General features: G+C 70.9%; 29 protein-coding genes. 15 read left to right on the top strand and 14 right to left on the bottom strand.

Annotated elements, in window-relative coordinates; all coding sequences use genetic code 11:
* Position 1: 1 nt before the first annotated feature.
* Genes OHB04_RS07700 through OHB04_RS07685 form a run of 4 tightly spaced genes read left to right on the top strand, consistent with a single transcriptional unit; the run spans position 2 to position 2,664 of the window.
* Complete coding sequence (locus OHB04_RS07700) at positions 2-406, top strand: roadblock/LC7 domain-containing protein (RefSeq protein WP_326686952.1); 405 nt, start codon at positions 2-4, stop codon at positions 404-406.
* Positions 403-771: a DUF742 domain-containing protein gene (locus OHB04_RS07695; protein ID WP_326686951.1), complete on the top strand. Its 369-nt coding sequence runs from the start codon at positions 403-405 to the stop codon at positions 769-771. Before OHB04_RS07700 ends, OHB04_RS07695 begins: the two co-directional genes overlap by 4 nt.
* Positions 752-1,372: a GTP-binding protein gene (locus OHB04_RS07690; protein WP_326686950.1), complete on the top strand. Its 621-nt coding sequence runs from the start codon at positions 752-754 to the stop codon at positions 1,370-1,372. Before OHB04_RS07695 ends, OHB04_RS07690 begins: the two co-directional genes overlap by 20 nt.
* Positions 1,369-2,664, top strand: a complete 1,296-nt coding sequence (locus tag OHB04_RS07685) for a cytochrome P450 (RefSeq protein ID WP_326686949.1) — start codon at positions 1,369-1,371, stop codon at positions 2,662-2,664. The genes OHB04_RS07690 and OHB04_RS07685 overlap by 4 nt, the downstream gene beginning before the upstream one ends.
* A gap of 48 nt (positions 2,665-2,712) precedes the next feature.
* On the opposite strand, the gene OHB04_RS07680 is transcribed toward OHB04_RS07685, so the two are convergent.
* The 4 genes from OHB04_RS07680 to OHB04_RS07665 all read right to left on the bottom strand — a co-directional run bounded on the left by OHB04_RS07680 (position 2,713) and on the right by OHB04_RS07665 (position 7,043).
* The gene (locus tag OHB04_RS07680) at positions 2,713-3,531 is read right to left on the bottom strand and encodes an ABC transporter permease (protein ID WP_326807110.1); all 819 of its coding nucleotides are present in this window, start codon (positions 3,529-3,531) and stop codon (positions 2,713-2,715) included.
* A complete protein-coding gene (locus tag OHB04_RS07675) occupies positions 3,528-4,541 on the bottom strand; it encodes an ATP-binding cassette domain-containing protein (RefSeq protein WP_326807109.1) in 1,014 nt (337 codons plus the stop codon). Before OHB04_RS07675 ends, OHB04_RS07680 begins: the two co-directional genes overlap by 4 nt.
* A 443-nt stretch (positions 4,542-4,984) precedes the next feature.
* Positions 4,985-5,977, bottom strand: a complete 993-nt coding sequence (locus OHB04_RS07670; RefSeq protein WP_326686946.1) for a helix-turn-helix transcriptional regulator — start codon at positions 5,975-5,977, stop codon at positions 4,985-4,987.
* A gap of 259 nt (positions 5,978-6,236) precedes the next feature.
* Complete coding sequence (locus OHB04_RS07665; protein WP_326686945.1) at positions 6,237-7,043, bottom strand: alpha/beta fold hydrolase; 807 nt, start codon at positions 7,041-7,043, stop codon at positions 6,237-6,239.
* Positions 7,044-7,519: 476 nt separating this feature from the next.
* Here OHB04_RS07665 and OHB04_RS07660 point away from each other — a divergent pair, with 476 nt between their 5' ends.
* A complete protein-coding gene (locus tag OHB04_RS07660) occupies positions 7,520-7,930 on the top strand; it encodes a (2Fe-2S) ferredoxin domain-containing protein (protein ID WP_326686944.1) in 411 nt (136 codons plus the stop codon).
* A 79-nt stretch (positions 7,931-8,009) separates the two neighbouring features.
* Here the strand turns inward: OHB04_RS07660 and OHB04_RS07655 are convergent, their stop codons facing one another.
* From OHB04_RS07655 to OHB04_RS07645, 3 genes are all read right to left on the bottom strand, one after another.
* On the bottom strand, positions 8,010-9,482 hold the full coding sequence (locus OHB04_RS07655) for an MFS transporter (RefSeq protein WP_326807108.1): 1,473 nt from the start codon (positions 9,480-9,482) through the stop codon (positions 8,010-8,012).
* Positions 9,483-9,747: 265 nt separating this feature from the next.
* On the bottom strand, positions 9,748-10,431 hold the full coding sequence (locus OHB04_RS07650; protein ID WP_326807107.1) for a response regulator transcription factor: 684 nt from the start codon (positions 10,429-10,431) through the stop codon (positions 9,748-9,750).
* Entirely contained in the window at positions 10,428-12,758 is a 2,331-nt protein-coding gene (locus OHB04_RS07645) for a sensor histidine kinase (protein WP_326807106.1), read from the bottom strand. Before OHB04_RS07645 ends, OHB04_RS07650 begins: the two co-directional genes overlap by 4 nt.
* Positions 12,759-13,000: 242 nt before the next feature.
* Between OHB04_RS07645 and OHB04_RS07640 the strand changes: the two genes are divergently transcribed.
* Positions 13,001-13,480: a hypothetical protein gene (locus OHB04_RS07640; protein WP_326686940.1), complete on the top strand. Its 480-nt coding sequence runs from the start codon at positions 13,001-13,003 to the stop codon at positions 13,478-13,480.
* A 234-nt stretch (positions 13,481-13,714) separates the two neighbouring features.
* Entirely contained in the window at positions 13,715-15,169 is a 1,455-nt protein-coding gene (locus OHB04_RS07635) for an FG-GAP-like repeat-containing protein (RefSeq protein WP_326807105.1), read from the top strand.
* Positions 15,170-15,244: 75 nt separating this feature from the next.
* Here the strand turns inward: OHB04_RS07635 and OHB04_RS07630 are convergent, their stop codons facing one another.
* A complete protein-coding gene (locus tag OHB04_RS07630; protein WP_326807104.1) occupies positions 15,245-16,225 on the bottom strand; it encodes an aminoglycoside phosphotransferase family protein in 981 nt (326 codons plus the stop codon).
* A 490-nt stretch (positions 16,226-16,715) separates the two neighbouring features.
* Here OHB04_RS07630 and OHB04_RS07625 point away from each other — a divergent pair, with 490 nt between their 5' ends.
* The 4 genes from OHB04_RS07625 (at position 16,716) to OHB04_RS07610 (ending at position 19,920) form a co-directional block, all read left to right on the top strand.
* Positions 16,716-17,660 (top strand): D-alanyl-D-alanine carboxypeptidase family protein, encoded by a 945-nt coding sequence (locus tag OHB04_RS07625; protein WP_326686937.1) that lies wholly within the window; start codon positions 16,716-16,718, stop codon positions 17,658-17,660.
* 171 nt (positions 17,661-17,831) lie between these two features.
* A complete protein-coding gene (locus OHB04_RS07620; protein ID WP_326686936.1) occupies positions 17,832-18,254 on the top strand; it encodes a DUF6153 family protein in 423 nt (140 codons plus the stop codon).
* A 92-nt stretch (positions 18,255-18,346) separates the two neighbouring features.
* Positions 18,347-19,036 (top strand): DUF305 domain-containing protein, encoded by a 690-nt coding sequence (locus tag OHB04_RS07615; protein ID WP_326807103.1) that lies wholly within the window; start codon positions 18,347-18,349, stop codon positions 19,034-19,036.
* A 263-nt stretch (positions 19,037-19,299) separates the two neighbouring features.
* The gene (locus tag OHB04_RS07610; RefSeq protein ID WP_326686934.1) at positions 19,300-19,920 is read left to right on the top strand and encodes an L-threonylcarbamoyladenylate synthase; all 621 of its coding nucleotides are present in this window, start codon (positions 19,300-19,302) and stop codon (positions 19,918-19,920) included.
* Between the two features lie 94 nt (positions 19,921-20,014).
* Here the strand turns inward: OHB04_RS07610 and OHB04_RS07605 are convergent, their stop codons facing one another.
* Positions 20,015-20,425 carry a nuclear transport factor 2 family protein gene (locus tag OHB04_RS07605; protein ID WP_326807102.1) on the bottom strand — a complete coding sequence of 137 codons (411 nt, stop codon included), beginning with the start codon at positions 20,423-20,425 and terminating at the stop codon, positions 20,015-20,017.
* A 108-nt stretch (positions 20,426-20,533) separates the two neighbouring features.
* Between OHB04_RS07605 and OHB04_RS07600 the strand changes: the two genes are divergently transcribed.
* Entirely contained in the window at positions 20,534-21,001 is a 468-nt protein-coding gene (locus OHB04_RS07600; protein ID WP_326686932.1) for a MarR family winged helix-turn-helix transcriptional regulator, read from the top strand.
* Between the two features lie 21 nt (positions 21,002-21,022).
* Here OHB04_RS07600 and OHB04_RS07595 read toward each other — a convergent pair whose 3' ends face one another.
* From OHB04_RS07595 to OHB04_RS07580, 4 genes are read right to left on the bottom strand one after another with little or no spacing between them, the layout of a single operon-like run.
* Positions 21,023-21,265, bottom strand: a complete 243-nt coding sequence (locus OHB04_RS07595) for an oxygenase MpaB family protein (protein ID WP_326809412.1) — start codon at positions 21,263-21,265, stop codon at positions 21,023-21,025.
* A gap of 5 nt (positions 21,266-21,270) precedes the next feature.
* Positions 21,271-21,789, bottom strand: coding sequence for a hypothetical protein (locus OHB04_RS07590; protein WP_326807101.1), 519 nt, complete (start codon positions 21,787-21,789; stop codon positions 21,271-21,273).
* Positions 21,786-22,478 (bottom strand): NAD-dependent epimerase/dehydratase family protein, encoded by a 693-nt coding sequence (locus OHB04_RS07585; RefSeq protein WP_326807100.1) that lies wholly within the window; start codon positions 22,476-22,478, stop codon positions 21,786-21,788. The genes OHB04_RS07590 and OHB04_RS07585 overlap by 4 nt, the downstream gene beginning before the upstream one ends.
* Before the next feature lie 43 nt (positions 22,479-22,521).
* Positions 22,522-23,607, bottom strand: a complete 1,086-nt coding sequence (locus OHB04_RS07580; RefSeq protein WP_326807099.1) for a hypothetical protein — start codon at positions 23,605-23,607, stop codon at positions 22,522-22,524.
* A gap of 152 nt (positions 23,608-23,759) precedes the next feature.
* On the opposite strand from OHB04_RS07580, the gene OHB04_RS07575 reads away from it, so the two are divergent.
* The 3 genes from OHB04_RS07575 to OHB04_RS07565 all read left to right on the top strand — a co-directional run bounded on the left by OHB04_RS07575 (position 23,760) and on the right by OHB04_RS07565 (position 25,577).
* Positions 23,760-24,539 (top strand): aminotransferase class IV family protein, encoded by a 780-nt coding sequence (locus OHB04_RS07575; RefSeq protein WP_326807098.1) that lies wholly within the window; start codon positions 23,760-23,762, stop codon positions 24,537-24,539.
* Between the two features lie 108 nt (positions 24,540-24,647).
* Positions 24,648-25,220, top strand: coding sequence for a 3'-5' exonuclease (locus tag OHB04_RS07570; protein WP_326807097.1), 573 nt, complete (start codon positions 24,648-24,650; stop codon positions 25,218-25,220).
* Positions 25,221-25,232: 12 nt separating this feature from the next.
* On the top strand, positions 25,233-25,577 hold the full coding sequence (locus OHB04_RS07565; RefSeq protein ID WP_326807096.1) for a VOC family protein: 345 nt from the start codon (positions 25,233-25,235) through the stop codon (positions 25,575-25,577).
* Here OHB04_RS07565 and OHB04_RS07560 read toward each other — a convergent pair.
* Positions 25,552-26,442 carry an alpha/beta hydrolase gene (locus OHB04_RS07560; protein ID WP_326807095.1) on the bottom strand — a complete coding sequence of 297 codons (891 nt, stop codon included), beginning with the start codon at positions 26,440-26,442 and terminating at the stop codon, positions 25,552-25,554. The two genes, OHB04_RS07565 and OHB04_RS07560, sit on opposite strands and share 26 nt — an antisense overlap.
* Positions 26,443-26,484 lie beyond the last annotated feature (42 nt).

Below are 26,484 nucleotides of genomic sequence, written 5' to 3'. Positions count from 1 at the left end.
CATGACGCAGCACCAGACCGACCTGAGCTGGGCGCTCCGCGAGCTGGCGGAGAGCATCCCGGAGATCCGCTTCGCCCTGGTGGCCTCCTCCGACGGAAAGGCCATCACCTCCTACGGCGCGGATCCCGACGACGCCGACCGGTTCGCGGCCATCGTCGCGGGTCTCCAGTCGCTGGCCCAGCCCGTCGCCGAACAGTTCCCCAAGGAGAAGGGCCAACTGCGGCTCGCCGGGATCGAGGTCGACGGCGGGCACCTCTTCGTCGTACGCGCCGGTACCGAGACGTACCTGGGCGTGCTGGCGAGGAAGGGGCTCGACCAGGGGCTGCTGGGGCACCAGATGAGGGACTGCGCCCGCAGGATGGGCGACCTCCTCGGCACCGTTCCGCGGCAGGAGCAGCCTGGATGAGCGGGGCGCAGCGGGGCCCGGGTCTGACCGGGCTGGAGCGCTACTACGTGCTCACGGGTGGCCGCAGCAGGCCCAACGTGGGAGCGTCGACCCTCGACGTAGCCACCCTCATCGTCGCCCGCTCCACGCCGGCGACGGGGGTCCAGCCCGAGCACGACGCGATCCTCCGGTGGTCCCGCGACCCCCTTTCGGTGGCCGAACTGGGCGCGCACCTCGGGCTGCCCTTCAACATTCTCTCGGTGCTGGTGGCCGACCTGCTGAACACAGGCCGAGTGGAAGCCCGTGATCCCATCGCAGGTACGGGCGACCACGGACCCGACCTCGCGCTTCTCGAGGAGGTACTCAGTGGACTTCAACGGCTTTGACCAGCCGGCATTTCCGCAACGGGCGGAAGCGCTGCACGCGGGAAGCCGGTCGGTCAAAGTGATGGTCGCCGGCGGCTTCGGCACGGGAAAGACGACCATGGTCGGCTCGGTCAGCGAAATCGTGCCGCTCACCACTGAGGAAACCCTCACGCAGGCCACCGTCGGCGTGGACGACCTGGTCGGCGTCGCGGACAAGAAGAGCACCACCGTCAGCCTCGACTTCGGCCGGATCAGCCTCAACGAGCAACTGGTGCTGTACCTGTTCGGCACGCCGGGGCAGGAGCGGTTCTGGTTCCTGTGGAACGGCCTGTTCAAGGGCGCCCTCGGCGCGGTCGTCCTGGTGGACACGCGGCGGCTGCGATCCAGCTTCCGGGCCATCGAGGAGATGGAGCGGCTGGACGTGCCGTTCGTCATCGCCCTCAACGTCTTCCCCGACGCCCGCAGCCACCCCGTCGAGGAGGTGCGGGAGGCCCTGGCCATCTCCCCGCACACGCCGATCGTCACCTGCGACGCACGCGACCGGGTATCGAGCCGCGATGTGCTGATCGCGCTCATCCGCCACATCAAGGAACGGTCCGTCGCCGCATTGGAGTCCCGATGAACACCCAGTCATCCGACAGCCCGCACCTTGACGCGCCGAAACCGCCCACGGGCTGCCCCGTACGGCACACCGGCGCCACGATGCGGCTGCACGCGGCGGAGTCCACGGTCGATCTGTACGGAACCTACTCCCGGCTGCGCAAACAGTACGGGCCGGTGGCGCCCGTACTGCTGGAGGGCGACGTGCCCGCCTGGCTGGTGCTCGGCTACCGGGAGAACCGGCGGGCACTGGACAACCCCAGCCAGTTCAGCCGGGATTCGCGCATCTGGCGGGACTGGAAGGAGGGGCGGATCCAGGAGACCTCGCCCCTCATCCCGATGCTGGGGTGGCGTCCCGACTGCCTCTCCCAGGACGGCGAGCCCCATCAGCGGCTGCGCCGAGCGGTCACCGACAGCATGGAGACCGTCATCAACAGGGGAATACGCCGCCATGTCGTCCACTTCGCGCACAGGCAGATCGACGCCTTCGCGGAGACCGGACGCGCCGACCTGGTCATCCAGTACTCCGAGCACCTGCCGATGTTCGTCCTGACGCGGCTCTTCGGCCTGCCGGAGACGGACGGGGAACACCTGGTGGCGTCCTGCGCCCAGGTGATGAAAGGCGGTGAGGACGCCATCGCGCACAACGAGCGGATCGGACGGGTGCTCGCCGACCTCACGTCGCACAAACGCGCCGAACCCGGCCCGGACTTCACCACCGGACTGATCCAGCACCCCGCCTCCCTGGACGACGACGAGGTCCAGAATCATTTGCGCCTGGTGCTCCTCGCGGCACACACCACCACCAGCAACCTCCTGGCGCGGGTGCTCCAGAAGATCCTCAGCAGCAGCACCCACCTCACCGATCTGGTGAGCGGGCAGATGACCATCACGGCGCTCGTCGAAGAAGCGATGTGGAACTCGCCGCCGCTGGCGGTGCTTCCGGGCCGCTTCGCCACCGCCGACTGCGAACTGGGCGGCCAGCACCTCAAGGCCGGGGACCTGCTCATCCTCGGCCTGGCTCCGGGAAACCTGGACCCGGAGGTCCGCCCCCACACGGGCACCGCCGTACGCGGCAACCAGGCCCACCTGGCGTTCAGCAGCGGCCCCCACGAGTGCCCGGGGCAGGGCGTCGGTCAGGCCATCATCGAGACGGCTGTGGAGGTGCTGATCCACCGCCTTCCCGGCCTCCGCCTGACCGCCGACCCCGCCCAGCTCACGGACACGGCCTCGACCTGGGAGACCCGGCTCGACCACCTTCCGGTCGGCTTCCCGCCCCAGCGCGTGGTGGCGGGGGCGGGGGCCGACGCCTGAGCCGGAGCCGGGAGTCCCGGTCCGCGGGGAGAGGCCGGGTCGCCTCTCCTACATCGACTTCCGGTAGGCCCGGAACGCCCGTGTGGCCAGGAGCCCCATCACGAGGGCTGCCGCCGCGAGCAGCCCCAGACGGGTCCAGACCATGCTCCAGTCGGTGTGTGCGAGCATCGCCTGCCGCGCCGCGACGACCGCCCATTCCACGGGATTGCGCCGGGCGGCGTTCCCGACCCAGCCCGGAGCGAGGTGGAGGTCCATCACGGCTGAGCTCAGGAACATCAGCGGCAGCGTGGTGAACTGGGAAATCGCGATCAGGGTGGCCTGCTGACGGGTCAGCAGGGCGACGGCGTTGGACAGCGCCGAGAAGATCAGCGTCAGCAGCACCGCCGCCAGGACGGTGACGCCGACGCCGGGGACGCCGCCGGGGAAGCGGGCGCCGGCGATCAGCGCGATGACCACGATGATCAGGCTCTGGACGACGGTCTGGACCGCCTGGTGGGCCATGGTCGCGCACATCATGGCGCCTCGGCCGACGGGGGAGGTCAGCAGCCGGTCCATCACGCCGCGGTCGATGTCCTGCAAGTAGGTCGTCCCTGCCCACGCGCTCGCGAACAGCGCGGTCATCATCACCACACCCGGTGTGAGGAACCGCAGGAATCCGCCCTCCCCGTACGCGAATCCGGGCAGGTCCACGACCGAGCGGAAGAGCTGCCCGAACAACAGCAGCCAGAGCGCCGGCTGCACGAGCCCGATGACGAGGAACGCGGGCATCCGCCACAGCGTGCGCAGCAGGCGGGCTGTGAGGTACGCGGCGTGGGTGACCGCGTTCAGCGGACGCGCGCTCACGGGGTTCATGTGTGCCGTGGTCACTTCGCCTCCTCCAGGGCCTTCGGGCCCTTGTCGTCCGCGGCATCCAGGCTGTGGCCGGTGTGCCGGAGGTAGACGTCGTCGAGCGAAGGGCGGGCGAGCGTCGCGGAGGTCACGGCGATGCCCGCCGCTTCGAGTGCGGCCAGCGCGGGCGGCAACGCCCGCGCGCCGTCATCGGTCCTGCCGTGGACCGTGCACCCGTCCATGGTGATCTCGCGCAGCCCCGGCACCCGTCCCAGCGCCGCTCGTGCTCCGCTGTCCGGCTCGGCGAGCTCGACGCGCACCGCGTCGCCGCGCAGGTCGCTCTTGAGCTCCTCGGGGGTGCCCGCGGCGACGACCGTGCCGTGGTCGACGATCGCCAGCCGGTCGGCGAGGTGGTCCGCCTCGTCGAGATAGTGCGTGGTGAGCAGCACCGTCATCCGCTCGTCACCGGCCATCCGCGCGATCTCCTGCCACAGCTCGCTCCGGGCCTGCGGGTCGAGCCCCGTGGTCGGCTCGTCGAGGAAGAGCACCCGAGGGCGGTGCATCAGCCCGAGCGCGACGTCCAGCTTGCGCGCCATGCCACCGGAGTACGTGCTGACCAGCCGCTTCGAGGCGTCGGTCAGGCCGAACCTGTCGATGAGTTCACCGGCCCGCGCCGTGGCGTCACGGCGGGACATCCCGTGGACGCGCCCCGCGAGCAGCAGGTTCTCCGTCGCGGTCCCCATCGGGTCCGTGCCGGGCTTCTGGGCCACGAAGCCGATCGCCTGGCGCACCCGGTCCGGCCTCGTCGCCACGTCGAGGCCCGCGACGCGCGCCGATCCCGAGTCGGGGGCCGACAGCGTGGAGAGGATCTTCACCGTGGTGGACTTGCCGGCGCCGTTCGGGCCGAGCAGCCCGAAGACGGTCCCCTGCGCGGCGGCGAAGCTCAGCCCCCGCAACGCTGTGACCGGAGGCTTCTTCCTGCCTGCCGAATAGGTTTTGACAAGATCAACGGCTTCCAGAGCCGTGTCTGTTCGCAGTACCGCAGCCATCGCCGCACACCTTTGATCAGAATCTGGTGTGACTCCCACCTTCCTGGTGTCACCGGACACGAGGAGGCTGAATGGCGAGGGCGGAACCCTACGGTGAGATGTCGCGGAGGACAGTAACAAGGGCGCTCGAGCAGCTGCAAGCCGGCCCTTTCCAGGGGAAGTCCGTGCGCCCAGAGCCCGCGAGCGCCGTCGTGGAGCGGCACCGCACGGGCCGAACGCCCTGCGCACGGGCAGGCCGGCTTCGATGCCCCCAGGTCCTGGGGAGTGCGCGGGCAGGCCCTGGGGAGTGCGCGGGACAGCATCGGCATTCGCTTCGCTCGCCGCGGAAATGGCCGACATGACGTCCCGCCGACGGGTGACGCCGCATCATGCCGCACCGTCGGATTCCGGCGGCGTCCTTCAGGTTGAGACCGGGACCGGCGGGTCCGATTCCTCGCGCCGTTTCACGCGCGCAGGGTGAGTGAGGGGGCGTGTCCGTAGCGCAGGCGGTACCAGTTCGCGAACCGGCCCAGGTTGGAGAAGCCCCAGCGGAAGGCGATCTCCGCCACGGTGACCGGCCCGTCGGCGTCGGCCGCGACCAGGTCACGGTGGGCGCGATCCAGCCGGACCTCGCGGAGATAGGCCAGCGGCGTACGGCCGACATACCGCTGGAACGCCTCCTGAAGGGCCCGGGGGCTGCACCTGGCCGCCACAGCGAGGTCGGAGAGGGAGAGCGGCTGGTCGCTGCGCTCCTCGATGAGTTGGATGGCCCTGCGGACGGCGGGATGTGCCACGTTCCCGACGTGCCGTACCGCCTCCGAGCCCGGCAGCAGGCGATGGGTCGCCATCAAGGTCGCGGCGGCGGTCTGGGTGAGCTGCGACGCGACCAGCGGGCTGGTGCGGGCGACTCCGCCGGACATCACCTCCCGGTGGATCGTCGCCGAGATCCCCGCCCAGCTCTCGGCCGCCGCCTTGGACACGGCGCCGCCGAGCCCGAACAGCGCCCGCACCGGCTCCTCACGCCCCAGCGCGTCGCCCGCGGCCCGCTCGGCCAGCTCCCGGTCCAGCCTGATCGTCGTCACCCTGGTACCGGGGGCCCAGTAGACCCGGAGCCGCTGGTGCGGGTCCATCACATAGGTGTCGCCGGGGCTCACGAACTGTTCCTCGCGCCGCTCGGCGGACTCCAGCCTGATCCTGCCCTGGTGGACCTGACAGACCAGCAGATACGAGGTGAGCGGCTCGGGCGCCACCAGCGTCTCCGTGCCGTAGCCCAGCGCGGAGAGCGTGATTCCGGGGAAGCCTCCCTCGGCGTACCACGCGGAGAAGTCCTGCGGTCTGTCCAGGGCACGCAGCTCGTACGGGCTGTACGCGGTGCTGATCATCTCGCGCGTCTCGTCGAGATCGTCGCTGCGGACCAGCATCCGCATCCGGCTGTCGTCCGCAGCGGGCGTGTTCATCAGAGCTTCCTCACTCACCGTCGCGCAATCCGGCCAGGGGCCGCGTTCCGCGGCTAGCCTGCCCTTTCCGCAGTGAGTAACGTTCTGAATCCCAGGAGTCAAACACCGTTCGGGGCCGTGGACTTCACACGGATCAGTATCGGCCAATCTCCTGGAGCCGTACCGCGCATGGGGGTCGGGGGACCCCGGCGCCGTACGGCAGGGCCCCGAGCCGGCTTCCCCGGCTCGGGGCCCTGCTGGTGCGTACCGCCTCAGACGGTCATTCCGTGGCGCTGGGGCGGGGCGCGTCGGGCGACTCGAAACGCCGCAGTACGGAGCGCAGCAGCGCGTTGAACTCCGCGGGCTGCTCCACGTGCGGCATGTGCCCAGACTCCTGCATGATGTGCGCCTCGCCGTGCGGAGCGAGCTCCGCGAGCGTCTCGGACACCTCCATGGGGATCTCCGCGTCGAGCTCTCCATGGATGAAGACCGCGGGCACGGCGAGCTCCCCGATGGTGGCCCGTGGGTTGTGGCGCACCGCGTCGGTGAGGATCTGATCGATGGATGCCGAGGACTCCAGGATCTGCCGGGTCGTCCACTCCAGCAGCGACGGGTCGGCCAGCGGGCCGTACCAGTCCACGACCCACTGCTTGACCGTCTCCGCCCGGTCGGAGCTCAGCGCCTGCCGCAGCAAGCTGAGTTGTTCCGCCTTCCGTTCGGCGGGCCAGTATCCGGGCCCGTCGACAGCGACCACCGCACGGACGAACGAGGGCGCCCGGCAGGCCGCTTCGAGCACTATCGCGGCTCCGGCCGAACATCCGACGAGCACCGGGGCATCCAGCTTGAGCGCGCCCGCCAGTGCCAGGATGTCCTCGGCGTTGTCCGCGATCGTGTTGCTCTCGGGTCGCCCGGAGCGGCCACACCCGCGCCAGTCGGGCGTGATGACCCGGTGGTCACGGGCGAACTCCTCCCGCTGCGCGTCCCACACGGAACCGCAGGTGCCCCAGCCGTGCAGGAGGATCAGCGGCTGTCCGGACCCGTGATCCTCGTAGAACAACTCCACGCTGTTGACATTCGCGTAGGGCACTGATCCTCCTTGCGGTGCGGCACAGGGCACAGAGCGGTACGGGTACAAGCAGGGCCCCGAGCCGAAGTGCCGGCTCGGGGCCTGCCGCACGGCGCTGGGGTCCCCCGAGCCTCAGCCACGTGACAGCTCCCAAGGCGTGGCCGCGTCCGCCCTGCGTGAACCCTCACCCGGTGAGAACTCAACGGCCTCGCACGACGTTTGACGCCTGGGACCCAGGACGGTACTCACGGCGGAAGGGGCGGGCTAGCCGCAGTGCGCGGCCCCTGGCCGGATAACGCGTCCGCCGGAGCCGGATACGGCGGCTCAGCCGGGTGTCGGCGAAGAAGCTCCGCCAGGCCGGCTCCATGAGCCGCCACTCCGCGACCAGGTCGGCACCCTCCGGGACCGGAATTCCCGCAATAGGGAGGCGGTGCTGCCGGGCGTTCGGCCTCCTGCTTGAGTGGTGCTTCCTGGAGCGACCACCGACAAGGACACCCGTGAGCAAGCGACAGCATCAGCCGGCCGCCCCGGCGGGGGCCGCCCCGGCCCGCTGCACCGTCACCGTCTGCCGGGGATGCTGTTGTGGCAGCCCCAAGATTCCCGGCCTCGATCACGCGGCCCAGCTTCGCGAGCTGCGGCGGGTCGTGGACGGCCGTGCGGCGGTGCGGGTCACCGACTGCCTCGACGCGTGCGCGCACGCGAACGTCATCGTCGTCCAGCCCTCCGCCGAGGGCCGTAGGGCCGGCGGGCGGCCCGTCTGGCTCGGGCTGGCCAACGACGCCGACGTCCCCGCCGACGTCGCGACGTGGGTCGAGGACGGCGGGCCAGGCCTCAGCGACCCGCCCGACGTCCTCGGTCTCTATGTCTTCAGCCCCTCCCGTCGCGTGCGCGCCGAACTCGACGGCTGACGGGCGGAGGCGCTGTCCTCGACGACCTCGCGCCCGCGCCCCGGCAGGCCGGGGCGCGGGCAGACTGCGGGCGGTCGGATCAGGAAACGGGCTCGTGGGTTTCGGGGCGGGCCAGGGCGCGGGCTTCCTCGTCGGTGCTGACAGAGGGCGGCGAGCCCGGGAGCGGCTGCTGGGCGGTCTCCTTCATGAGGGCCACAACGATGACGCCGAGGACGGCCGCGGCCGAGGCGTAGTAGGCCGGGGCCATCTTGTCGTGGGTGCTGTCGACGAGGTACGTCATCACGCCCGGTGCCGTTCCGCCGAACAGGGAGGTGGACACGTTGTAGCCGATGGACAGGGAGCCGTACCGCACTTCCGTGGGGAAGAGGGCGGGGAGCGTCGCGGACATCGTGCCCAGCAGACACACCAGGCAGGCGCCCAGCACCAGCAGTCCGACGATCACCGCCGCGAAGCTGCCCTGTTGGAAGAGGGCGAAAACGGGGATCGTCAGCACGGCGAAGCCCCCCATGCCGGCCATCAGCAGCGGCTTGCGGCCGAAGCGGTCGGCGAGGTTGCCCACCCGCTGGATCACCAGTGTCATCGCCACCATGGCGATGATCGCCGCGACCAGCTCCATCGAGTGCTTGTAGTCGAGGGCATCGGTCAGGTACGCGGGCATGTACGACAGGAGCATGTAGTTGGTGATGTTGTAGGCCGCGACCAGGGCGATGCACAGGAGAAGCATGCGCCACTGCTCGGTGAAGATCGCCGTGAACTTCTTCCGCGGCATGTCCTCCGACAGCTTGGGCGCGTTCGCCTCGTCGGTGCCCGACCCGGCCGACTGCGCCTGCTGCTTCTGGAAGGCCGGGGTCTCCTCGAGCTTCGTGCGCAGATACAGACCGACCACCCCGATCGGTCCGCCGATCAGGAACGGGATCCGCCAGCCCCACTCCAGCATCTGCTCGTCGCCCAGCGTGGTGTTGAGCACCAGGACCAGACCGGCGGCGCCGATGTAGCCGATCAGGGTGCCCAGTTCCAGGAAGCTGCCGAAGTAGCCGCGCCGCTTGTCCGGTGCGTACTCGGCGATGAAGGTGGCCGCGCCGCCGTACTCACCGCCCGTGGAGAAGCCCTGGAGCATGCGGAAGAGCAGCAGCAGGACCGGAGAGGCGATGCCGATCGAGTCGTAGGAGGGGATCAGGCCGATGCAGAAGGTGCTTGCCGCCATCAGCACCATGGTCAGCGAAAGCACTTGTTTTCGGCCGAGACGGTCGCCGAGGGGGCCGAAGACCAGCCCGCCCAGCGGCCGGATCAGGAAGGACGCGGCGAAGGCTGTGAAGGAGGCCAGGAGCTGCGTGCCGCCGTCCCCGGGGAAGAAGACCTTTCCGATAGTGACCGCGAGATACGCGTAGATCCCGAAGTCGAACCATTCCATGGCGTTGCCGACAGCGGCGGCCCTTGTGGCCCGCCTGACCGTCGCCTCGTCCGTGACCGTGATGTCGCTGCTGCGGACGTCAGAGTTCCGCTTGTGCGCAGCCAGCACGTCGTCGTGGGGCTGCTGAACCTCGTTGTTCATTTCCCAGACGTATCACTGGCCCCACTAGTCACATGTGGCTTCTCCAGATCATCCATCTCGTCCTCTACAGGTCATCGCAGGATCACCGCGAAACCGGCCCGAGATCTTGATCAGCTGGGTCATATGCCCGGTTGTCCCCCGGAATTCAGGTCCTCGGCCCCGAGCCGCCGGGGCGCCGGCGCAGGGTGCGTCGCCCGTACGGCACGTCGGCGCCGTACGGCGGGGACGCGGGTTTCAAAAGGGTTCCGTACGGGACGGCCGGGCGTCAGGTGTGCGCCCCCGGCGGGTTCGCGTGGGCGAGGCCCAGGTCGTACGCGAGGATCGTCGCCTGGACCCGGTCGCGCAGCTCCAGCTTGCGCAGCAGCCCGTTCACATGGGACTTGACGGTGCCGACGGTGATGTCGAGCTCAGCGGCGATCTCGGCGTTGTTCAGGCCCGAGGCGACCAGGGTGAGGACGAAGCGCTCCCGCCCGGTCAGCCGGTCCAGGACTCCCGTGTCCTGGCCGGGCGTCGGCCCGGCGGGCGGTGCTGCGGCGTAGTGGCCGATGAGCCGCCGGGTCGCGGACGGGGCCAGGACGCTCTCACCGGCGGCCACGACCCGGATGCCCTGCAACAGTTCGGCCGCCTGCACGTCCTTGAGCAGGAATCCGGACGCGCCGGCGCGCAGCGCGTCGAAGATATGGGCGTCGAGGTCGAAGGTGGTCAGCACCAGGACGCGGGGCGGGTTCTCGCGGCCCGTGAGAATCCGGGTGGCGGCGATGCCGTCGAGTCCGGGCATCCGGATGTCCATGACGATCACGTCGGGCGCGAGCTGTTCGGCGAGGCTCACCGCCGCGGCACCGTCGCCCGCCTCGCCGACGACCGTCATGTCCGGCTCGGCGTCGATGACGGCGGCGAAGCCCGCCCGCACGACGATCTGGTCGTCGACGACCAGCACCGAGAGCGTCATCGGGTCTCCTCCTGGTCTCCGTGGTCCGTGGCCGGGACCCCGTCGCCCGGATGGGTGGTCAGGGGCAGGCGCAACAGGACCGTGCCCGGCTGTTCGGTGGCCAGCGTGCCACCGAGCGCGGCGGCCCGCGCCGCCAGCCGCTCCCGTGCCGTGGGGCGGATGGCGCGGGAGACACCGGTCGCGGTGAGGGTCAAGGCGCGGTCCGCGGCGTCGAGCACGAGCACGGCGGGTTCCTCTCCGCCGGCCTCCAGCACCGTCTCGGCGGCACGGTAGGCGGCGAGGTCCGTCTCCGGGGGAAGCCGTTCCGGCACCCGCTCGGTGAGCCGCACCTCCACCTGACGGCCGGTGGCCCGGCACTGGTGGACGAGCAGGTCGAGGGCTTGGAGGGTGGGCTGCGGCCGGAGTTCGGCGTGCTGTTCGCCGTCCCGGACGGTTTCGAGCAGGGCCCGCATGGCGGCCAGGGCCTCGCGGGCCCGCTCCCCGGTCCCCGCGAGCCGTCCCGCCTCCGCCTCCTCGACGACCTCGGCGGTGCGCGCCAGGACGGTGGTCTCCAGCCCGGCGGTGATGCGACGGCGTTCGGCCCACGCGTCCCGGACGGCCTCCTCCGTCCACGTCGCGACACGGTGCTCGTGCGCGTCCCGGGCGACGCGTCGGCGCCGCCCGTACCCGGCACCGGACGACCAGGCGGCGCCGGCCGCCAGCGCCGCCGCTGCGGTCGCGATCCCGGTGACCGCCGGGGCGGGGAGGGCGGCGCCCCGGGCGAGGACGGCGACGGTCACCGCCGCCGCGTGAACGACGGCGGCCACAACGGGCAGGGCGGGGCGCGGTACGGCCATGTCCGGGGCGCGGGCCGCCACCGTGGCGAGCGCCACGCAGGTGGCGAGCATGCTCAGGCCCGGCGGCAGGACCACAGGCCCCGCGTACCCGCTCACGGCCATCGCCGCCGGCCACAGCCCGGCGAGGGCGAGCAGCACGCCCAGCGTGCTGCGCGGAGCCCGCCGCAGCCACAGCAGCGCGAGCGCCTGCGCCGTGGCGAGCAGCGCGAAGAGCGCACCGGCGGAGATCCCGGACCCGGCGTGCGTCTCGCCGCCCCCGACGACGAGGAACGGCAGGAGCGGCTGGAGGCACAGGCCGGCGGCAGTGACGAACTGGGCGAGGCGGTACGTCCGGGGAACGGACACCGACGACGACGCGGTGGTCCGCCCCGGCAGCGCCGCGCGTACCTCCCAGCCGCCGTCCGGCGTCGGCCCGCTGGTGAGCGTGCCGCCCGCCTCCCGTGCCCGGCCGCGCAGCAGGTTCTGGCCGCGCCCGCCACCGAGCCCCTCACCGCGGGGCGCACCGGCGGCGGACGCGTCCGGCGGCGCGTTGCGCACCACGATCTCCGTCCTGGCCTCGCCGTACGCGCAGCGCACGGTGGCGGGGGCGCCGGAGGCGTGGCGGACGATGTTGGTCAGCGCCTCGCGGACGATGCCGTACGCGGCGTCGCCGACGGAGCCCTCCGGCAGGGCCTCGATTTCGCAGGTCACCTGCTGCCCCAGGGCGCGGAAGCCGGCCACGAGCTCCCGCAGCCGCTCCTCCGGCGCCGGGAGGTCCTCCGAGGAGGGCGCCGGGGCCCTTACCGCGCTCAGCGCCCGGGTCACCTCGCGGCCGGTGTCGGCGGCGAACTCCAGTGCCTGTGCGGCCAGTTCGGGTCGGCGCTCGCGCAGTCCGAGCGCGGCCTCGACCGTCACGACCACGGCCGTCAGATGGTGCGCGCTGACGTCGTGCAGCTCCCTCTCCATCCGGCGCCGTTCCGCTGCCGGAAGCCGGTGGCGCTCGGCCTCTGCCCGGTTGAGCCGCCGCTCGGCGGCCTCCCGTGCGGCTCGCAGCCGCCGCACCCGCAGTCCCGTACCCGTGGCAGCCGCGTGGAGCAGGGCGGTCAGGACGAGGTCGAGACCCTGGCTGTCACCGAGCCCGTGCAGGCTGGGGCTGTACAGGAGCTGCCAGGTGGCGAGGGTCGCCACGCACAGCAGCGCGGTGGTGGTGTCCCGTTCGACAGCCACGGTGAACAGCGCCAGGGCGACCCCGGCGGTGCCGAGGACGGCAACAGCGCCCACGGGCAGCGGCCCCGCGCCGATCGCGCAGACCGCGGTGACCAGCACGAGGACGGGCACCGGGCGGGTGCGGCGGGCCGCGAGCGCGGCGGTCACCAGGCCGCCCACCAGCGTGGCCGCGAGGAGTTCCGCGGCCGTCGGGGTGGCACCACCCAACAGCGCGGACCCGGGCCACACCGCGGCCTGGACGCCGAGCAGCAGGACCGGGAGGAACCGGTCGTCGTTTCGTTCCATGATGCGCCCAGGCTATGGCGGCACGCGCACAGCGGGCATCGGGCTGGAGGGCGATCGCCACCTCTAACCAGCGATAGAGACAGCCGGCCGGCGAGCGAGACAGCCTCCCGGGGACCTGCACCCGGGCCGTCCGATGTCGGTCACCCGGGTGGCGATGAGTCCGTCCGCCCGTCGCGGTCTGTATAGGTGAGAGGAAACCTGTCGGAGGAACGAAAGCGTTACGTGAGAGCGGAGTGGTCGTCGTGGCGGAGAACAGGGAAGAGGCGTTGGCGCGCTTGGACGTCTTTGTCGGCGAGTGGGCGGTCGAGGCCCGCTTCCCCGCCGGTCACCCGGCAGGAGTCGACCCCACCGGGGAGGTCCCCGTGGCGCGCAGCCGCTTCGAATGGGCCCTGGACCGGCAGTTCCTGCTCCAGCGCGACGAGATTCCGGTCCCCGAGGCGCCCGACGGCCTGATGATCGTCAGCGCGGACCTGGAGACCGGCGCGTACACACAGCACTACTACGACTCGCGCGGCGTGGTGCGTCTGTACGCGATGAGCCTCGCCCACGGGGTGTGGACGCTCACGCGGGAGGCGCCCGACTTCACGCCCCTGTCCTTCCGGCAGCGCTTCACCGGCACGTTCAGCGAGGACACGAACACCATCACCGGTGCCTGGGAGACGGGCTCCGACGGAGGCGCCTGGGAGCACGACTTCGACCTCATCTACCGCAGGGTGGGCTGACAGGATCCCGGCGGGTGCGGAGCCCGGCGGGTGACGTGGCATCAAGGGCCGTGACCAGCAAGAACGTTGCGCGGCGCTGAGCGGGAGTGTTGCTACCTGTATTTTTCTGTCAGTTCCGGAACCACTCAGCGTTCGAATCTGTCTGTCTCGACAACCCTTGTCATGCCGACCGCCGGGGGCCACTGGTGCGGTCGGGCTCTGAGGGTGACCAATGTGTTACGTGATGGAGGATTTGTGCGTAATAGAACCAGAGGCGCGGTGGCAGTGGCAGTGGGCGCCGCCGTGGCCGCGGCGGTGGCTGCCGGAGCCAACGCCGTAGTGGCGGACGGCGACGGGTCGGACCAGCCCGGCGCCAAGGCCGCCAAGGCAGGAAAGGCCGCGGGTGACTTCGACGGGGACGGCTACGCCGACCTCGGCGTGGGCGCGCCCGACGGCACCGTCTCCGGGAAGTCCAAGTCGGGCTACGTGGGCGTGACCTACGGTGCCAAGGACGGCGTCGACACCGGTCGGCACAGCACGCTGTCGCAGGCGAGCAAGGGAGTTCCCGGCACTCCCGAGGCCGCGGACCACTTCGGCTCGTCCGTGGTGCGCGGTGACGTGGACGGGGACGGCTACACCGACCTGATCGTCGCCGCGAACTACGAGGCCGTGGGCGACGCCAAGCGGGCGGGTTCCGTCACGGTCGTCTTCGGCTCCAAGGACGGTCTGTCCAGCGACTCCATCGCCTTCCACGCGCCGAAGGTCACCGCCTACGCGCTGTTCGGCAGCCAGCTGGCGGTGGGCGACTACAACAAGGACGGCCGCGACGACATCGCCATCTCGGACGACGGCAAGGTCCAGCTCGTCAACGGCGCCGCGAACCTGCGGGAGACCGCCACCCCGAAGATGACCAGTGTCACCCCGCCCGGCACCGAAGGGGGCCTCGACACCCTCTCCTCCGGGGACATCAACGGTGACGGCTTCGGCGACCTGGTCGCTGTCGGCTGGCAGGACGACGGCGCCGACGAGGGCACGCTCAGCGTGCTGCCCGGCTCGTCCGGGGGACTGAAGAACACGCCGCTGGGCAAGGAGCTCCTGCTGCCGTTCTCCTCGTACCGGGCCGTGGTGGGTGACATCAACGGCGACGGCAAGGACGACGTCGTCACCGACACCGGCTTCACGGACGGTCCGGACCAGCAGCGCCTGCGCACCTACCCCGGCACCGCCGACGGGCTCGACACCGACAAGCCGGTGGACTGGAAGGGCAAGAAGATCGCGGGTATCGGCGCCCGGCTCGCCGACTTCAACGGTGACGGCCACGACGACCTGGTCGTCAGCGACACCGACGCGGAGGCCCCCGGCGGCTACAACCAGGCCGGTGCCGTCACCGTGCTCAAGGGCACCAAGAACTGGCTGACCGACGAGGGTGCGCAGACCTTCAACCTCGACACCGAGGGCGTCCCCGGTTCCATGGAGGGCGCCGACTTCTTCGGTGACGCCGTCTCGCCTGCCGACTACAACGGCGACGGCAAGTCCGACCTGGCCGTCGGCGCCCCGAACCGCAAGGACGACGGCGCGGTCGCCGTCCTGTACGCGGGCACGGACGGTCTGACCGGCGAGGGCGCGGCCCTCTTCGGCCCGAGCGAGCTCGGCACCCCGGCGGGTGACGTCGAGTTCGGCAAGGAGCTGTCCGACCCCGCGACGAAGTAACACTCGACGCAGGTCCTGGTCCCGTCGCCCCCTCACCCGGGGGCGGCGGGACCTTCTGCTGCGGGCACTCAGGGGTCAGACGGTGCGCGCAGGGCGCGCGCCCGCCCACTGGGCGCGGTCCGTGAGCAATTCCGCCAGCTGGTCGGCGAATTGGGCGAGCCGGGTCAGCCGGGCTCCGTCGCGGGCGACCCGGAAGCCGTGGCGGCGCCCCCAGAACGTGGCCTGGACGATGTGGAGCTGGGCCCAGCGCCGGACGCGTTCCCGGTCGAGTTCCGCCGCCTCGGCGAAGACGTCCAGTGCGCGGTGTACGGCCGTGCGCGGATCGTCCGCTTCGAGGAGCGTCAGCGTGCGCGACGTGAGCAGTGTGCCGCCGTCGTAGGCGGGGTCTCCCACGTACCCCTTGGGATCGACGGCCAGCCATGGTTCACGCTCGGCGCGCAGGATGTTGCGGGCGTGGAGGTCGCCGTGGACGAGGGTGTCCGGCTGGACGCGGCCCAGCTCGCGGACGGTCGCCGCCGCGGCGTCCAGCGCGTCACGCGACAGCGTGTGCGTCAGCTCCCCGGCGTCCACGCGCAGCTGCTCCTCCCAGGCGTCGGCCCGCTCCCGCAGCCGGGGCAGGCCGGGCGGCGCGGGGATGGCCAGCCGGTGGCTGAGCCGCCCCGCGACCGTGGCCACCTCGTCGCCGTCCTCGACCTCCGCCAGGGTCGAGGATCGGACCCGCTCCAGCAGCATGGCGAACCGCTCGTCGTCGCGCTCGCGCAGCAGGACGGCTCCGTGCCCGCCCCAGGCCGCGAACGCGTCCGGCTCATGGACGTTGCCGGGGTGCGGGAACGACACCTTCAGCACAGCCGCTTCCCCGGCGGCGCCCCCCTCGGCCCGCCGCCGCACCGGCACGATGATGCCGACACCCCCGTGCAGGACCTCGCCGTCCGGCACGCACGCCCACCGCTCCAGCGACTTGTCCACGATCCCGGGCAGTTCGGCGAGCCACGCCGCCCCCCGTTCTCCTTCGCGCTCCACGGTGCCCCGCGTGAAAGCGTCCGGTACCACGATCATGCGGGCACGCTACGCGACGGTGCGCCGCCGGGACCGGGACAGAGGGCTCTGACTCGTTGTGACTATGCTGCGGGCGTGGCTGCGTCGGTTTTCCGACGGTCACAGTGGCGCGTGTGAACAGCGACGATGCCGTTCGTGAGCGGCGACACGGCTGACCGATGAGGCCGGGGTCGCCGATCGAAAGGGTGCCCGTGTGTCACTCGCCCTCGGTGGACGGCCGGCGGCTTCCAATTTTTTTCGGACCGCCGTGAACTTTTCGGCCACCCCGGTCATCGAACGCTGTGTCCGGTCCAGTCCGGCTACGGAGGACGGGACAAGAGCACGCGCGGGACGACTGAGACCCCGGTGCCCTGCCCCGGCCTCCGCACGCCATCGGGCGGGACACCTGCCGAGAGCCTGCCGTGCGGCGTTCCGGCGCCGCTCCGGCGCTGTTCGGGCTCTCACAGCACCACAGTTCATACCAAGCAATGCGAATATGGAGCGATTCTCCTTGAGTTCCAGAATTCTGACCAAGCGCAAGACCGTCATAGCCGCCTGCACCGGCGGCGCGCTGCTGGTCGTCACCCCCCTCGTGGCCAACGCCACCACGTCGGACACGCCGGAGCCCCGCCCCAAGCCGGCCATCGCCGCCAAGGGCGCCTTCTTGCAGGACGCCAAGAGCGGCAAGGTGCTCATCGGCAAGACCGCGAACAAGGCCCGGCCCATGGCCAGTACGGCGAAGCTCATGACCGCCTCCGTGGTGCTCGGCACCAAGGACGTGAACCTGGAGCGCCGGGTGACCGTCAAGCAGGAGTACCGCGACTACGTCACCGAGCATGAGGCCAGCACGGCGGACCTCCAGACCGGCGACAAGGTCACCGTTCGCCAGTTGCTCTACGGGGCCCTGCTCCCGTCCGGATCCGATGCCGCCTTCGCTCTCGCCGACACCTTCGGCACCGGAGAGACATCCGCCGAGCGGGCCAAGTCGTTCATCTCGATGATGAACACGAAGGCCGACGAGCTCGGGCTGAAGAACTCGAAGTTCGACAGCTTCGACGGCACGAGCAAGACGACGTCCAGCACTCCGGCCGAACTGGCCAAGCTGGCCCGGCACGACATGAAGTACCCCGCCTTCCGTACGGTCGTCAGCGCCAAGAAGTACAAGGGCGACGCCCCGGCAGCCAACGGCGGTACCACCACGTACACCTGGGCCAACACGAACAAGCTGCTCGGCTCGTACAAGGGCGTCCTCGGCATCAAGACCGGGACGACCACCCCGGCGGGCCCCTGCCTGGTCTTCGCGGCGGCCCGTGGCGACAAGAACCTCGTCGGCACCGTCATGAACAGTAAGGACCGGTACGACGACGCGGCGAAGCTGCTCGACTACGGGTTCGAGACGGACGCGGTGAAGAAGATGGAGCTCCGCAAGCTCCCGACGGGCGCGCAGCGCGACTGATCCATCCGGAAAGACCCCTCGGAGGGCGCGGCCACACGGTGGCCGCGCCCTCTGTTCGCTCGCTGCCACGCGGTTTTTGGGGGAGGGGGGGGGAGACGCGCGGTCGGGGGGAGGGGAGAGAGACGCGGACCGCCTGCGTCCCGCTCCTGCGCCGGTGCGTACGATGCCGATGTGAAGCGTGACGCGTACGAGGCGGGCAGGCGGCGGCGGTTGCCGGTCCGGGCCGTACTCGTCGCCTTGCTGCTCGTCGGCCTGCTGGGCATGCACGGGCTGGGTTCCGCCACCGTCCAGTCCGACGGCGGGGAACACCCCAAGGCCACGCACGCGGCCGGTGCGCCCATGCCGGTCAACAACGACCCCGGGCAGGAACGGGCCTGCCACGGCCACGGGGACGGCCCCGCACACCACAGTGCCCACGCGGACGATCTGTGCGCGGCCGGCGGCGTCTCCGGGAGCCCCGCGCTGCCCGCCCCGGCCGTCTCCGCCCTGCCCCCGGCCGACCTGGCGTACCGGCCCCACGCCCCGGTGGGGTACGAACCGGAAGGCGGGCGCGCCCCGCCGTCCCTGGCGGAACTCCAGCTCCTGCGGATATAGCCGCGCCCCCGTGGCGCCCGCGCCTCCCCTGGGGAGGGTGCCGGCGCTGCGGTTCGGCATGCTCTGATCCGTACCACGCAGGAGTGACACGCATGACCAAGACCCGTTCCCTGATCCGGAACACCTCCCTCACCGCAGCGCTCGCGGCCACGGCACTCGTCCTGGCGGCCTGCGGTGACGATGCCCCGCCGAAGACGGGCGACCACCAGAACAAGGCGGGCGACCACCGCGAGGCGGGGAATCACAACAAGGCGGACACCGCCTTCGTGAAGGGGATGATCCCGCACCACCGTCAGGCGGTGGAGATGTCGGACCTGGCCGCGAGCCGCGCCTCTTCGAGCGAGGTAAAGAGCCTCGCCAAGAAGATCGCGAAGGCCCAGGGCCCGGAGATCACGACCATGTCCGGCTGGCTCAAGTCCTGGGGCGTGAAGGTCCCCGCGGCCATGCCCCGTATGAAGCACGAGGACATGAAGCCCGAGGACATGAAGCGCGGCGGGATGGACCACGGCGGCATGGACCACGGCGACAGCGGCACCGGCGGCCCGGAGATGCCCGGGATGATGGATCAAAAGCAGCTGGACGAGATGAAGAAGTCCTCGGGCAAAGACTTCGATACCCGGTTCCTGACGATGATGGTCGATCACCACAAGGGCGCGGTCGGCATGGCCAAGGCCGAGAAGAAGCAGGGTGCGTACGGCCCCGCCAGGAAACTCGCCGACGACGTGATCAGCGCCCAGAACAGCGAGATCACCCGGATGAACAAGCTGCTCGGCAAGAGCTGACCACTCGCCGCGCGGGGGCGGGAGCGCTACGCCCGCTCCCGCGCGGTGCGGGTCGCTCCGGCTTCCACCGCGAGAACACCTCCCGTACCTCGCGGGCGCGTGGGGCGAGCGCGCCGCCGAACCGGACCCGGCCCGCCGCCCCCGTCCACGTCGGCTGAATCCCGGGCTGTCCGTGTATGCGGCGGGCGGCGTCCACGCCCCTGACCCGTGCCGGGACCTCTTCGGGATCTGACGCGCCCGCCCTGGTGGCATAGGGTCGACGGATGGCGAAGTACTTCGACGTGCACCCCGAGAACCCGCAGCGGCGCACCATCAACGCCGTGGCCGACAGCATTCGGGACGGCGCGCTCATCGCGTATCCCACGGACTCCTGTTTCGCGCTCGGGTGCCGGCTGGGCAGCCGGGACGGCATCGCCCGGATCCGGTCCATCCGGAACCTCGACGATCGTCACCACTTCACCCTCGTGTGCCAGAACTTCGCTCAGCTGGGCCAGTTCGTACACGTCGACAACGATGTGTTCCGCGCGGTCAAGGCGGCGACGCCGGGCCGCTACACCTTCATCCTCCCCGCGACGAAGGAGGTGCCCCGCCAGTTGCTGCACCCGAAGAAGAAGACGGTCGGGGTCCGTATCCCCGACCACGTCGTCACCCAGGCGCTGCTGGCCGAACTCGGCGAGCCGCTGCTCTCCAGCACCCTCCTCCTCCCGGACGAGGAGGAGCCGCTGACCCAGGGCTGGGAGATCAAGGAGCGGCTCGACCACGTGGTGGACGCCGTACTCGATTCGGGCGACTGCGGTACCGAGCCGACCACGGTCGTGGACTTCTCCGGCGGCGAGCCCGAGATCGTGCGGGAGGGAGCGGGCGACCCCACCCGCTTCGCGTAGCCTCACCCGCACTCGCCGCGCCCCCCGCTGCCGGCCCCGAGGCGTCAGGTGCGTGCTTGGCGTCGCGGGGGCGGACGGGAATGTGACAACACACCTAGTCGCTCATCGCCTCGGCGAGGGCGTGGCTGTCCTCGTAGGTGTGATAGCGGGTGATCCTGCCTTCCTGGACGGTGAAGTGGAAGGCGAAGGGGGAGGCGAAGGGCTTGCCCGTCCGCTTGACCTTCTGGCGCATGTGGCCGAGCGCGACCGCGTCGTCGCCGTCCACGAGCAGTCGCGTCACCTCGAACTCCTCGCGCTCCAGGTGTCCGGGCAAGGTGGTGAGGAACTCGGCGACCTCGGCGCGGGTCGAACGGCGGCCGGCCCAGGGCACGGTGTCGGCGCCGTAGATGTTCCAGTCGACCTGCTCGGCGAACAGGTCGAGCACGCCCTCCAGTTCGCCGCTGCCCAGGAGGCGGTAGAACTCGTCGACGGTCGCGCGGGTCGTCGCGGTGGCGGTGTCGGTCATGACGCTCTCCAATTAGTTGACGTGAGGAATGTCGCTGGGGGAAGTACTACCGGTGAATATTCCTCACGTCAACTATCCCCATGACAAACAACGGGGTAGGGTGCCGGTATGGACGCGTTCGACGACCCCCGGCTCACCGCGACGGGCCTGTTCCTGGAGGCCCGCGACGGGCTCATGGCGAAACTGGCAGAGCCCGTCGGCAGAGCGGGCCTGTCGGTGCTGGACTTCGACGCCCTGGTCCGGCTCCGGCGGTCACCGGGGCGACGGCTGCGGCTGAGCGACCTCGCCGCCCAGACCTCCCTGTCGACCAGCGGCATCACCCGCGTCGTCGACCGCCTGCAACGCGACGGCCTGGCCCGTCGCGAGCCGAGCCCCGGCGACCGGCGCAGCACGTACGCGGTCCTGACCGACGAAGGTGCCGCCCGGCTCGACCACATCCTCCCCGAGCACCTGGAGACGATCGAGCGGTGCTTCACCGGCCTGCTCACGCCCGGCCAACTGTCGGACTTCACCGAGACCTTGCGCCTCATCCGCGACGCGGTCCACCCCGACGCCGGGCGGCACACCGAGGCCTGAGACGCCCGGCTGACGCCCCCGTCAGCGCAGCGCGAGAGCGGCCAGGGCGCGTACCGGCGCGGGCGGGCGGCGCACTCCCAGCGCCGTACGCAGCGGCTCGTCCAGCAAGGAGGCCGCCACCGCCGAGGCGAGCGGCGCCAGCGGGGCGGGCAGGCGGGCCGCCAGCAGCCCTCGGCCGGCGGACTTCCACAGCGCCCGCCCCGCCTCGGTCGGAGCGAAGTGGCGGCGCTCGTAGGCGCGCATCCAGCGCTCCACCCCCTCCACCCCCTTCAACTGGCCGTCCCGGGGAGCCGGGAGGCCCAGCGCCGCCGACAGGTCCCGGTGGAAGGGTACGCCGCCGCCCGCTCGTCGTGAGTGGCGGAGCGGTGCCCATGGCTGTCGATGAACCGGAGCGGGCACACGGTGAAGCACGCCAGGACGTAGTCCAACAACTCAGGTGTGATGCCGGGCCGTTCATGCACCTTGCGCAGGTGCTGGACGGTTCGCCGCCCCCCCTCGCTGTCCAGCCCCTGGCCGATGAGGGTGAACATGGCCGCGCCGGTCGCCTTGGCCCGGCTGCGCGGCTCGCTGGTCATCCGCCCTGTGCCGTGCAGCACATGGGCGATGTCCGGAATGCCGAAGGTTCGCACGAAGCCCAGGGTGAGACCGATCCGGGACTCGCGCGGCATCGTCTCCAGGACCAGGCGCGTATAGGCGCCGTAGGCGTCAAGGGTGCCGTGGGGAGCGGAAGCGCTGGAAGCGCCGACGGCGCCGACGGCGCCGGCGGGTCCGTGCGGGGCGGCGGTCATACGCGGCCGGCTCCTCTCGCGGGCCCGGCGCCGAGCCGGTTGATGTCCGGGACGCGGAGGATAGTGGGGCCGTCACCCTTCAGACCGGTGACGGCAACCATCGCGCGCCCCAGGATTTCCGTGGTGGTGACGTGGTCGGGCGCGAGGCGGCGCAGTGTCGGGTACAGCCAGGACGCGACGCGGTAGAGCGCGCGATACAGCCGCGTCCTGGAGACGACGCCGTTGACGGGCTGGATGTATCCGGGGCGGAACATGTAGGCGTGGAAGGGCATCGCCAGCAGCTCGTTCTCGGTCCGGCCCTTGACCCGCGCCCACATGAGCCTGCCGCTCTCGGTGCTGTCGGTGCCCTGGCCGGATACGTAGACGAAGGTCAGCGAGGGGCTGGCGGCGGCCAGGGCGCGGGCCGCGGCGAGCGTGTAGTCGCGGGTGATGCGGCTGTACTCCTCCTCGCCGGTCCCGATGGAGGAGACGCCCAGGCAGAACAAGCAGGCATCCAGGTCGCTGAGCCGGTCCTGGATCGCCGTGTAGTCGGTGAAGTCCGCGTGCACGATCTCCCGGACCTTCGCATGCCCGCTGTTCAAGGGCCGGCGGACGACGGCCAGGATCTCCTCGACTCTCTCGTCGAGGAGACAGGCTCGCAGCGCGCCCTGTCCCACGAGGCCGGACGCGCCGAAGATGATCACACGCATGAGCGCTCCGGGGGAGAAGGCAAACCGGTGCGGTCACAGCACGCTAACCCCGGATGGAGATGAGGGCGGTGTGTTGTGCCCCGACCAGGAGGAGGCCGGAGTCCTCCTCGCCGTCCAGGACCGATTCGAGAGGGAAATTCTTGGCGTAGGCGAGAACGGGTGGGATGCCGGGCGCCCCGGTGGTCTCGGTGACGATCGCTTCGAGGAGGTCGCGGGCAAGCCAGGAGACCAGCTCATCGCCGGGGATCTCCGGCGTCGTGGAGTCGAACTCCCAGACCAGGGTCTGGGCCCGGGCCGCCGCGACCATGTTCAGCTCGGACTCGGTCAGGGCGGCTTTCAGGGAGGCGGCGTCCAGCGGCCGGAGGACGTCGTCGGTTTCGTCGTCGCCCTCCTCCCCGATCAGCCAGTCTTCGTCTCCGGTCCAGCCCGCGCGGAACGCGGCGTCGGGGTCGGCGACGTTCAGGTCGATGTCGTGGGTTCCGAAGGTCACCTCGAAGGTCACCTCGTCGTTGTTGTTGATCCGGAAGAATTCGCTCAGCAGTGTCGTGACGCAGGCGATCCGGTACTCGGGAACATCGTTGACGTCGGGGGCGACCGGGGCGGAGGCCAGCGCCAGGCGCGTCGTCCCCTCGCCGGAGCGCACCAGCAGGTGCAGCTCGTCGTCCAGCGCGGGGCCGCCCGGCTCGGCGGCCACCGAGATCCGCAGCAGGTCCGTACCGAATGCCGTCAGGTAACCGGCCAGGTAACCGGCGAGCGCCCGGCCTCGCCGGTCCAGGCCGCCGGGTCCCGACTCCATCGCTTCGATGAGCAACGCGAACGCCTGCTCCGCACCCGGGGACGGCAGGCCCCACGAGGCGTGCAGGGGGCTGTCGGATGTCTCGTCCGGGTCGTCGATGTCGAACCGCTCGACAGCCACCGGATGGCGCTCCCCGGCGGAGTCGGCGAACGTCGACGGGAACGCCCCGTAGGCCGACACCTTGGCCAGGGAGGGCGCGACGGTCCACTCGTCCTCGTAGGACGCCGGAGCTTTGCCGACGGCGACCGCCAGACGCCATCGCGGCAGCCACAGCGCGAACAGGTGCTCCATGGCTTCGAGCGGGGCAATGAGGCGAAGCTCTGCTTCCGTCAATGTGCACCTCTGAAGTTCACGCTAATGATTCGGCGGAGCCTACAGGGAGCGGACCACGGCCGTTCACGGTTCCCACAGCTTCGCGGATCGCCTCTTGCGACGGGCCGCTGCCCCCTGAGACATTCCGGCCGGGCGCCGGGCATCCTGTGCGGATGAACCAACTGAACGGCCGAGCTGTCGACATGGAGACGCTGCGGAAGCTCGCCCTCGTCGGCTACGGCCACTTCACGTCCGTGCGGGTCGACAACCAGCTCGCGCGAGGCATCGAACTCCACCTGGAGCGCCTGGTCCGCGACTGCCGGACCGTCTTCGACGCCGAGCTGGACCCAGGGGAGGTGCGCGGCCACCTCCGCCAGGCGGTCGCGGGGACGACGGGGGCGCTGGTCGCGCGCGTCACGGTCTTCGACCCGGAGCTGGAGGTGGGGCGTCCCGCCGACAGCGGCTGCCCCAGTGTGCTGGTCACCACCCGCGAGGCCGGACCGCTGTCGCCACCGCCCCTGCGGGTGCGCCCTGTTGAGTACGCCCGCGACCTGCCCCACGTCAAGCACCTCGGCCTCTTCGGCGCCCTGTACGCCCGCCGGACCGCCCAGCGAGCCGGTTTCGACGACGCGCTCTTCCACGGGCCGGACGGCACGGTGTCCGAAGGCGGCACGTGGAACGTGGGTCTGATCCGCGCGGGACGGATCGTCTGGCCACAGGCGGACGTACTGCCCGGCGTCACCATGGCTCTGGTCCGCCGCTCCGCGCACCAGCACGTCACGGCGCCCGTCACCCTCCAGGACGCCCAGGAGGCGGAGGCGGCCTTCGCCACCAACACCACGGTCGGCGTGCGCCCCCTCTCCGCGATCGGCGCCACCGAAATGGCCGTGGATCACCCCCTCCTGCGCGAAATCCAGCACGCGTACCGGGCGGACCCCGGCGAGCGCGTGTGACGAGTGAGCGCGGCGCCACCGCGCTCTCGCCGCCCGGCAGTGACCTGCGCGCCGCGGCCGGGGAAACCGGGGTGCGGCCCCAACGCCCCGTTCCGTACGCTCCGGCTGATGAAGCCCGACCACGCACGCTTTCTCAACGTGATCGACGTCGAAGCCACCTGCTGGGAGTTCGACGCGCCGGAGGGGCAGGTCAGCGAAATCATCGAGATCGGGCTGTGCGTCGTCGACGTCGAGACCCGTGAGCGCACCGCACGCGACCGGATTCTCGTACGCCCCGGGACCTCACGCGTAAGCGACTTCTGCCATCGGCTGACCGGTCTCAGCCAGGAGGAGGTCGACGGAGGCGTGGACTTCCGTACGGCGTGCGCGACGCTCGCCGAGCGTCACCGGGGAGCCTCGCGCCGCTGGGCGAGCTGGGGCGACTACGACCGCAAGCAGTTCCAGCGCCAGTGCTCCGGGGCGGATGTCCCGTATCCCTTCGCTCCCCGTCACATCAACGCCAAGGCCGTCTTCTCCGAGGCGCACGGGCTGAAGAGCAGGCCGGGCATGGCCCGAGCTCTCCGCCGGGTCGGCCTTCCCCTCGAAGGACGCCACCACAACGGCGCGGACGACGCCTGGAACATCGGCGCGCTCGTGCTCCACCTCATCGACCACGGAAGCTGGCCCGGCCGCCGGACCTAGCCTCGCCTGATCGTGTCCGACCCCGACCGTGCGTCGGCGTACTGCCAGGACTTCCTCGGCGCCGAGGAGGTGTTCCGTGCGCCGGGCGACGACGGGCGGCCTACCGTCGTGGAGCACCGCCTGGGTGGTTCCTCCTTCCGGGTCTCACCCGCTGTTTCGGCGTGGGGGTGGATCTCACCAGATGATCTGGGCGGCTCCGCTGTTCTGCTGGAGATCGAGGTCGACAACCCGGACGAGGTCGGCGAACGTATGACAGCCCACGGCGCCGAGACGGTCGTGACGATCGAGAACCGCCACCCGCCACGACGTGGGGCGAAGTGCTTGCCATGCTTCAGGCCGCGGCGAGGTGAGTGGTGAAGAAGGTGGTGAGTCTGGCGACGGCCGGGGTGACATGTTCGTCCTTGTCGTAAAGGGAGACGTGGGTGGCGCCGTCGATGACGAAGAGTTCCTTGGGCTCGGCCGCCTTCTCGATGGCTTCGCGACTGATGTAGGCGGTGTTCGCCTCGGATCCGATGATCATGAGGAGCGGGCGGGGCGAGATGAGGTGGATCAGGGCATAGGAGTCGTACTGGATCATCTGATCCAGGTTGCGGACGGGCCAGGGCTGGACCGCGCGAGGGTGGTAGCCGCGCGGCGTGCGGTAGTACTCGTAGGTCTCTTCGTCCACTCCCTCGGTGATCCATTCCTGCCGGGGAATGGCCTCGCCGCGGGCCTCGGCCGTGCGTGCGGCCCCGGCGAGTTCGAGCATCGAGCGCAGGGTCTCCGGGGTCTGGGTGCGGCCCAGACCGTCGCGCATCACCGTGCCTATGTCTCCGGAACTGACCGTGGCGACGGCCTTGACGCGCAGGTCGGTCTGAGCGGCGTAAGGGACATAGCCGCCGGAGGCGCAGATGCCCAGGGCGCCGATCCGCTCCGGATCGATCTCCTCGCGGGTGGTCAGAAAGCTGACGGCGGATTTGATGTCCTCGGCGCGTTGGAAGGGGTTCTCCAGACCGCGTGGCTCGCCCTCGCTCTCGCCCTGGCAGGCCGGGTCGAAGACCAGAGCGGCGAAGCCCTCGCGGGCCAGGCGCTCGGCGTAGACGCTCGCCGTCTGCTCTTTCACGCCGCCGCCCGGGTGGGAGACGACGACAGCCGGGAGCCGGCCGACGGCGGGTGTGTCGGGCAGGAAGAGGATGCCGGCGAGCGTGAGGTCGCCGCTGTGGAAGGTGACGTCTGTCTTCATGGCCTCAAGCCTCGTGGGTATCGCGCGCCGGGATAAGGGGAC

Origin of the sequence: Streptomyces sp. NBC_01775 (assembly GCF_035917675.1) — a bacterium.
Classification (GTDB): Bacteria; Actinomycetota; Actinomycetes; order Streptomycetales; family Streptomycetaceae; genus Streptomyces.
Note: the sequence above shows the minus strand (reverse complement) of the source record. Positions and strands in the feature narration are given on the sequence as shown.

Bases quoted from the DNA above. Each gene is read 5' to 3' on its own strand.
- OHB04_RS07700 (WP_326686952.1), top strand. From the start codon at position 2: ATGACGCAGCACCAGACCGACCTGAGCTGGGCGCTCCGCGAGCTGGCG.
- OHB04_RS07695 (WP_326686951.1), top strand. From the start codon at position 403: ATGAGCGGGGCGCAGCGGGGCCCGGGTCTGACCGGGCTGGAGCGCTAC.
- OHB04_RS07685 (WP_326686949.1), top strand. From the start codon at position 1,369: ATGAACACCCAGTCATCCGACAGCCCGCACCTTGACGCGCCGAAACCG.
- OHB04_RS07675 (WP_326807109.1), bottom strand. From the start codon at position 4,541: ATGGCTGCGGTACTGCGAACAGACACGGCTCTGGAAGCCGTTGATCTT.
- OHB04_RS07670 (WP_326686946.1), bottom strand. From the start codon at position 5,977: ATGAACACGCCCGCTGCGGACGACAGCCGGATGCGGATGCTGGTCCGC.
- OHB04_RS07655 (WP_326807108.1), bottom strand. From the start codon at position 9,482: ATGAACAACGAGGTTCAGCAGCCCCACGACGACGTGCTGGCTGCGCAC.
- OHB04_RS07650 (WP_326807107.1), bottom strand. From the start codon at position 10,431: ATGACGCTCTCGGTGCTGGTCGTCGACGACCAGATCGTCGTGCGGGCG.
- OHB04_RS07645 (WP_326807106.1), bottom strand. From the start codon at position 12,758: ATGGAACGAAACGACGACCGGTTCCTCCCGGTCCTGCTGCTCGGCGTC.
- OHB04_RS07630 (WP_326807104.1), bottom strand. From the start codon at position 16,225: ATGATCGTGGTACCGGACGCTTTCACGCGGGGCACCGTGGAGCGCGAA.
- OHB04_RS07615 (WP_326807103.1), top strand. From the start codon at position 18,347: ATGACCAAGACCCGTTCCCTGATCCGGAACACCTCCCTCACCGCAGCG.
- OHB04_RS07610 (WP_326686934.1), top strand. From the start codon at position 19,300: ATGGCGAAGTACTTCGACGTGCACCCCGAGAACCCGCAGCGGCGCACC.
- OHB04_RS07605 (WP_326807102.1), bottom strand. From the start codon at position 20,425: ATGACCGACACCGCCACCGCGACGACCCGCGCGACCGTCGACGAGTTC.
- OHB04_RS07600 (WP_326686932.1), top strand. From the start codon at position 20,534: ATGGACGCGTTCGACGACCCCCGGCTCACCGCGACGGGCCTGTTCCTG.
- OHB04_RS07590 (WP_326807101.1), bottom strand. From the start codon at position 21,789: ATGACCGCCGCCCCGCACGGACCCGCCGGCGCCGTCGGCGCCGTCGGC.
- OHB04_RS07585 (WP_326807100.1), bottom strand. From the start codon at position 22,478: ATGCGTGTGATCATCTTCGGCGCGTCCGGCCTCGTGGGACAGGGCGCG.
- OHB04_RS07575 (WP_326807098.1), top strand. From the start codon at position 23,760: ATGAACCAACTGAACGGCCGAGCTGTCGACATGGAGACGCTGCGGAAG.
- OHB04_RS07570 (WP_326807097.1), top strand. From the start codon at position 24,648: ATGAAGCCCGACCACGCACGCTTTCTCAACGTGATCGACGTCGAAGCC.
- OHB04_RS07560 (WP_326807095.1), bottom strand. From the start codon at position 26,442: ATGAAGACAGACGTCACCTTCCACAGCGGCGACCTCACGCTCGCCGGC.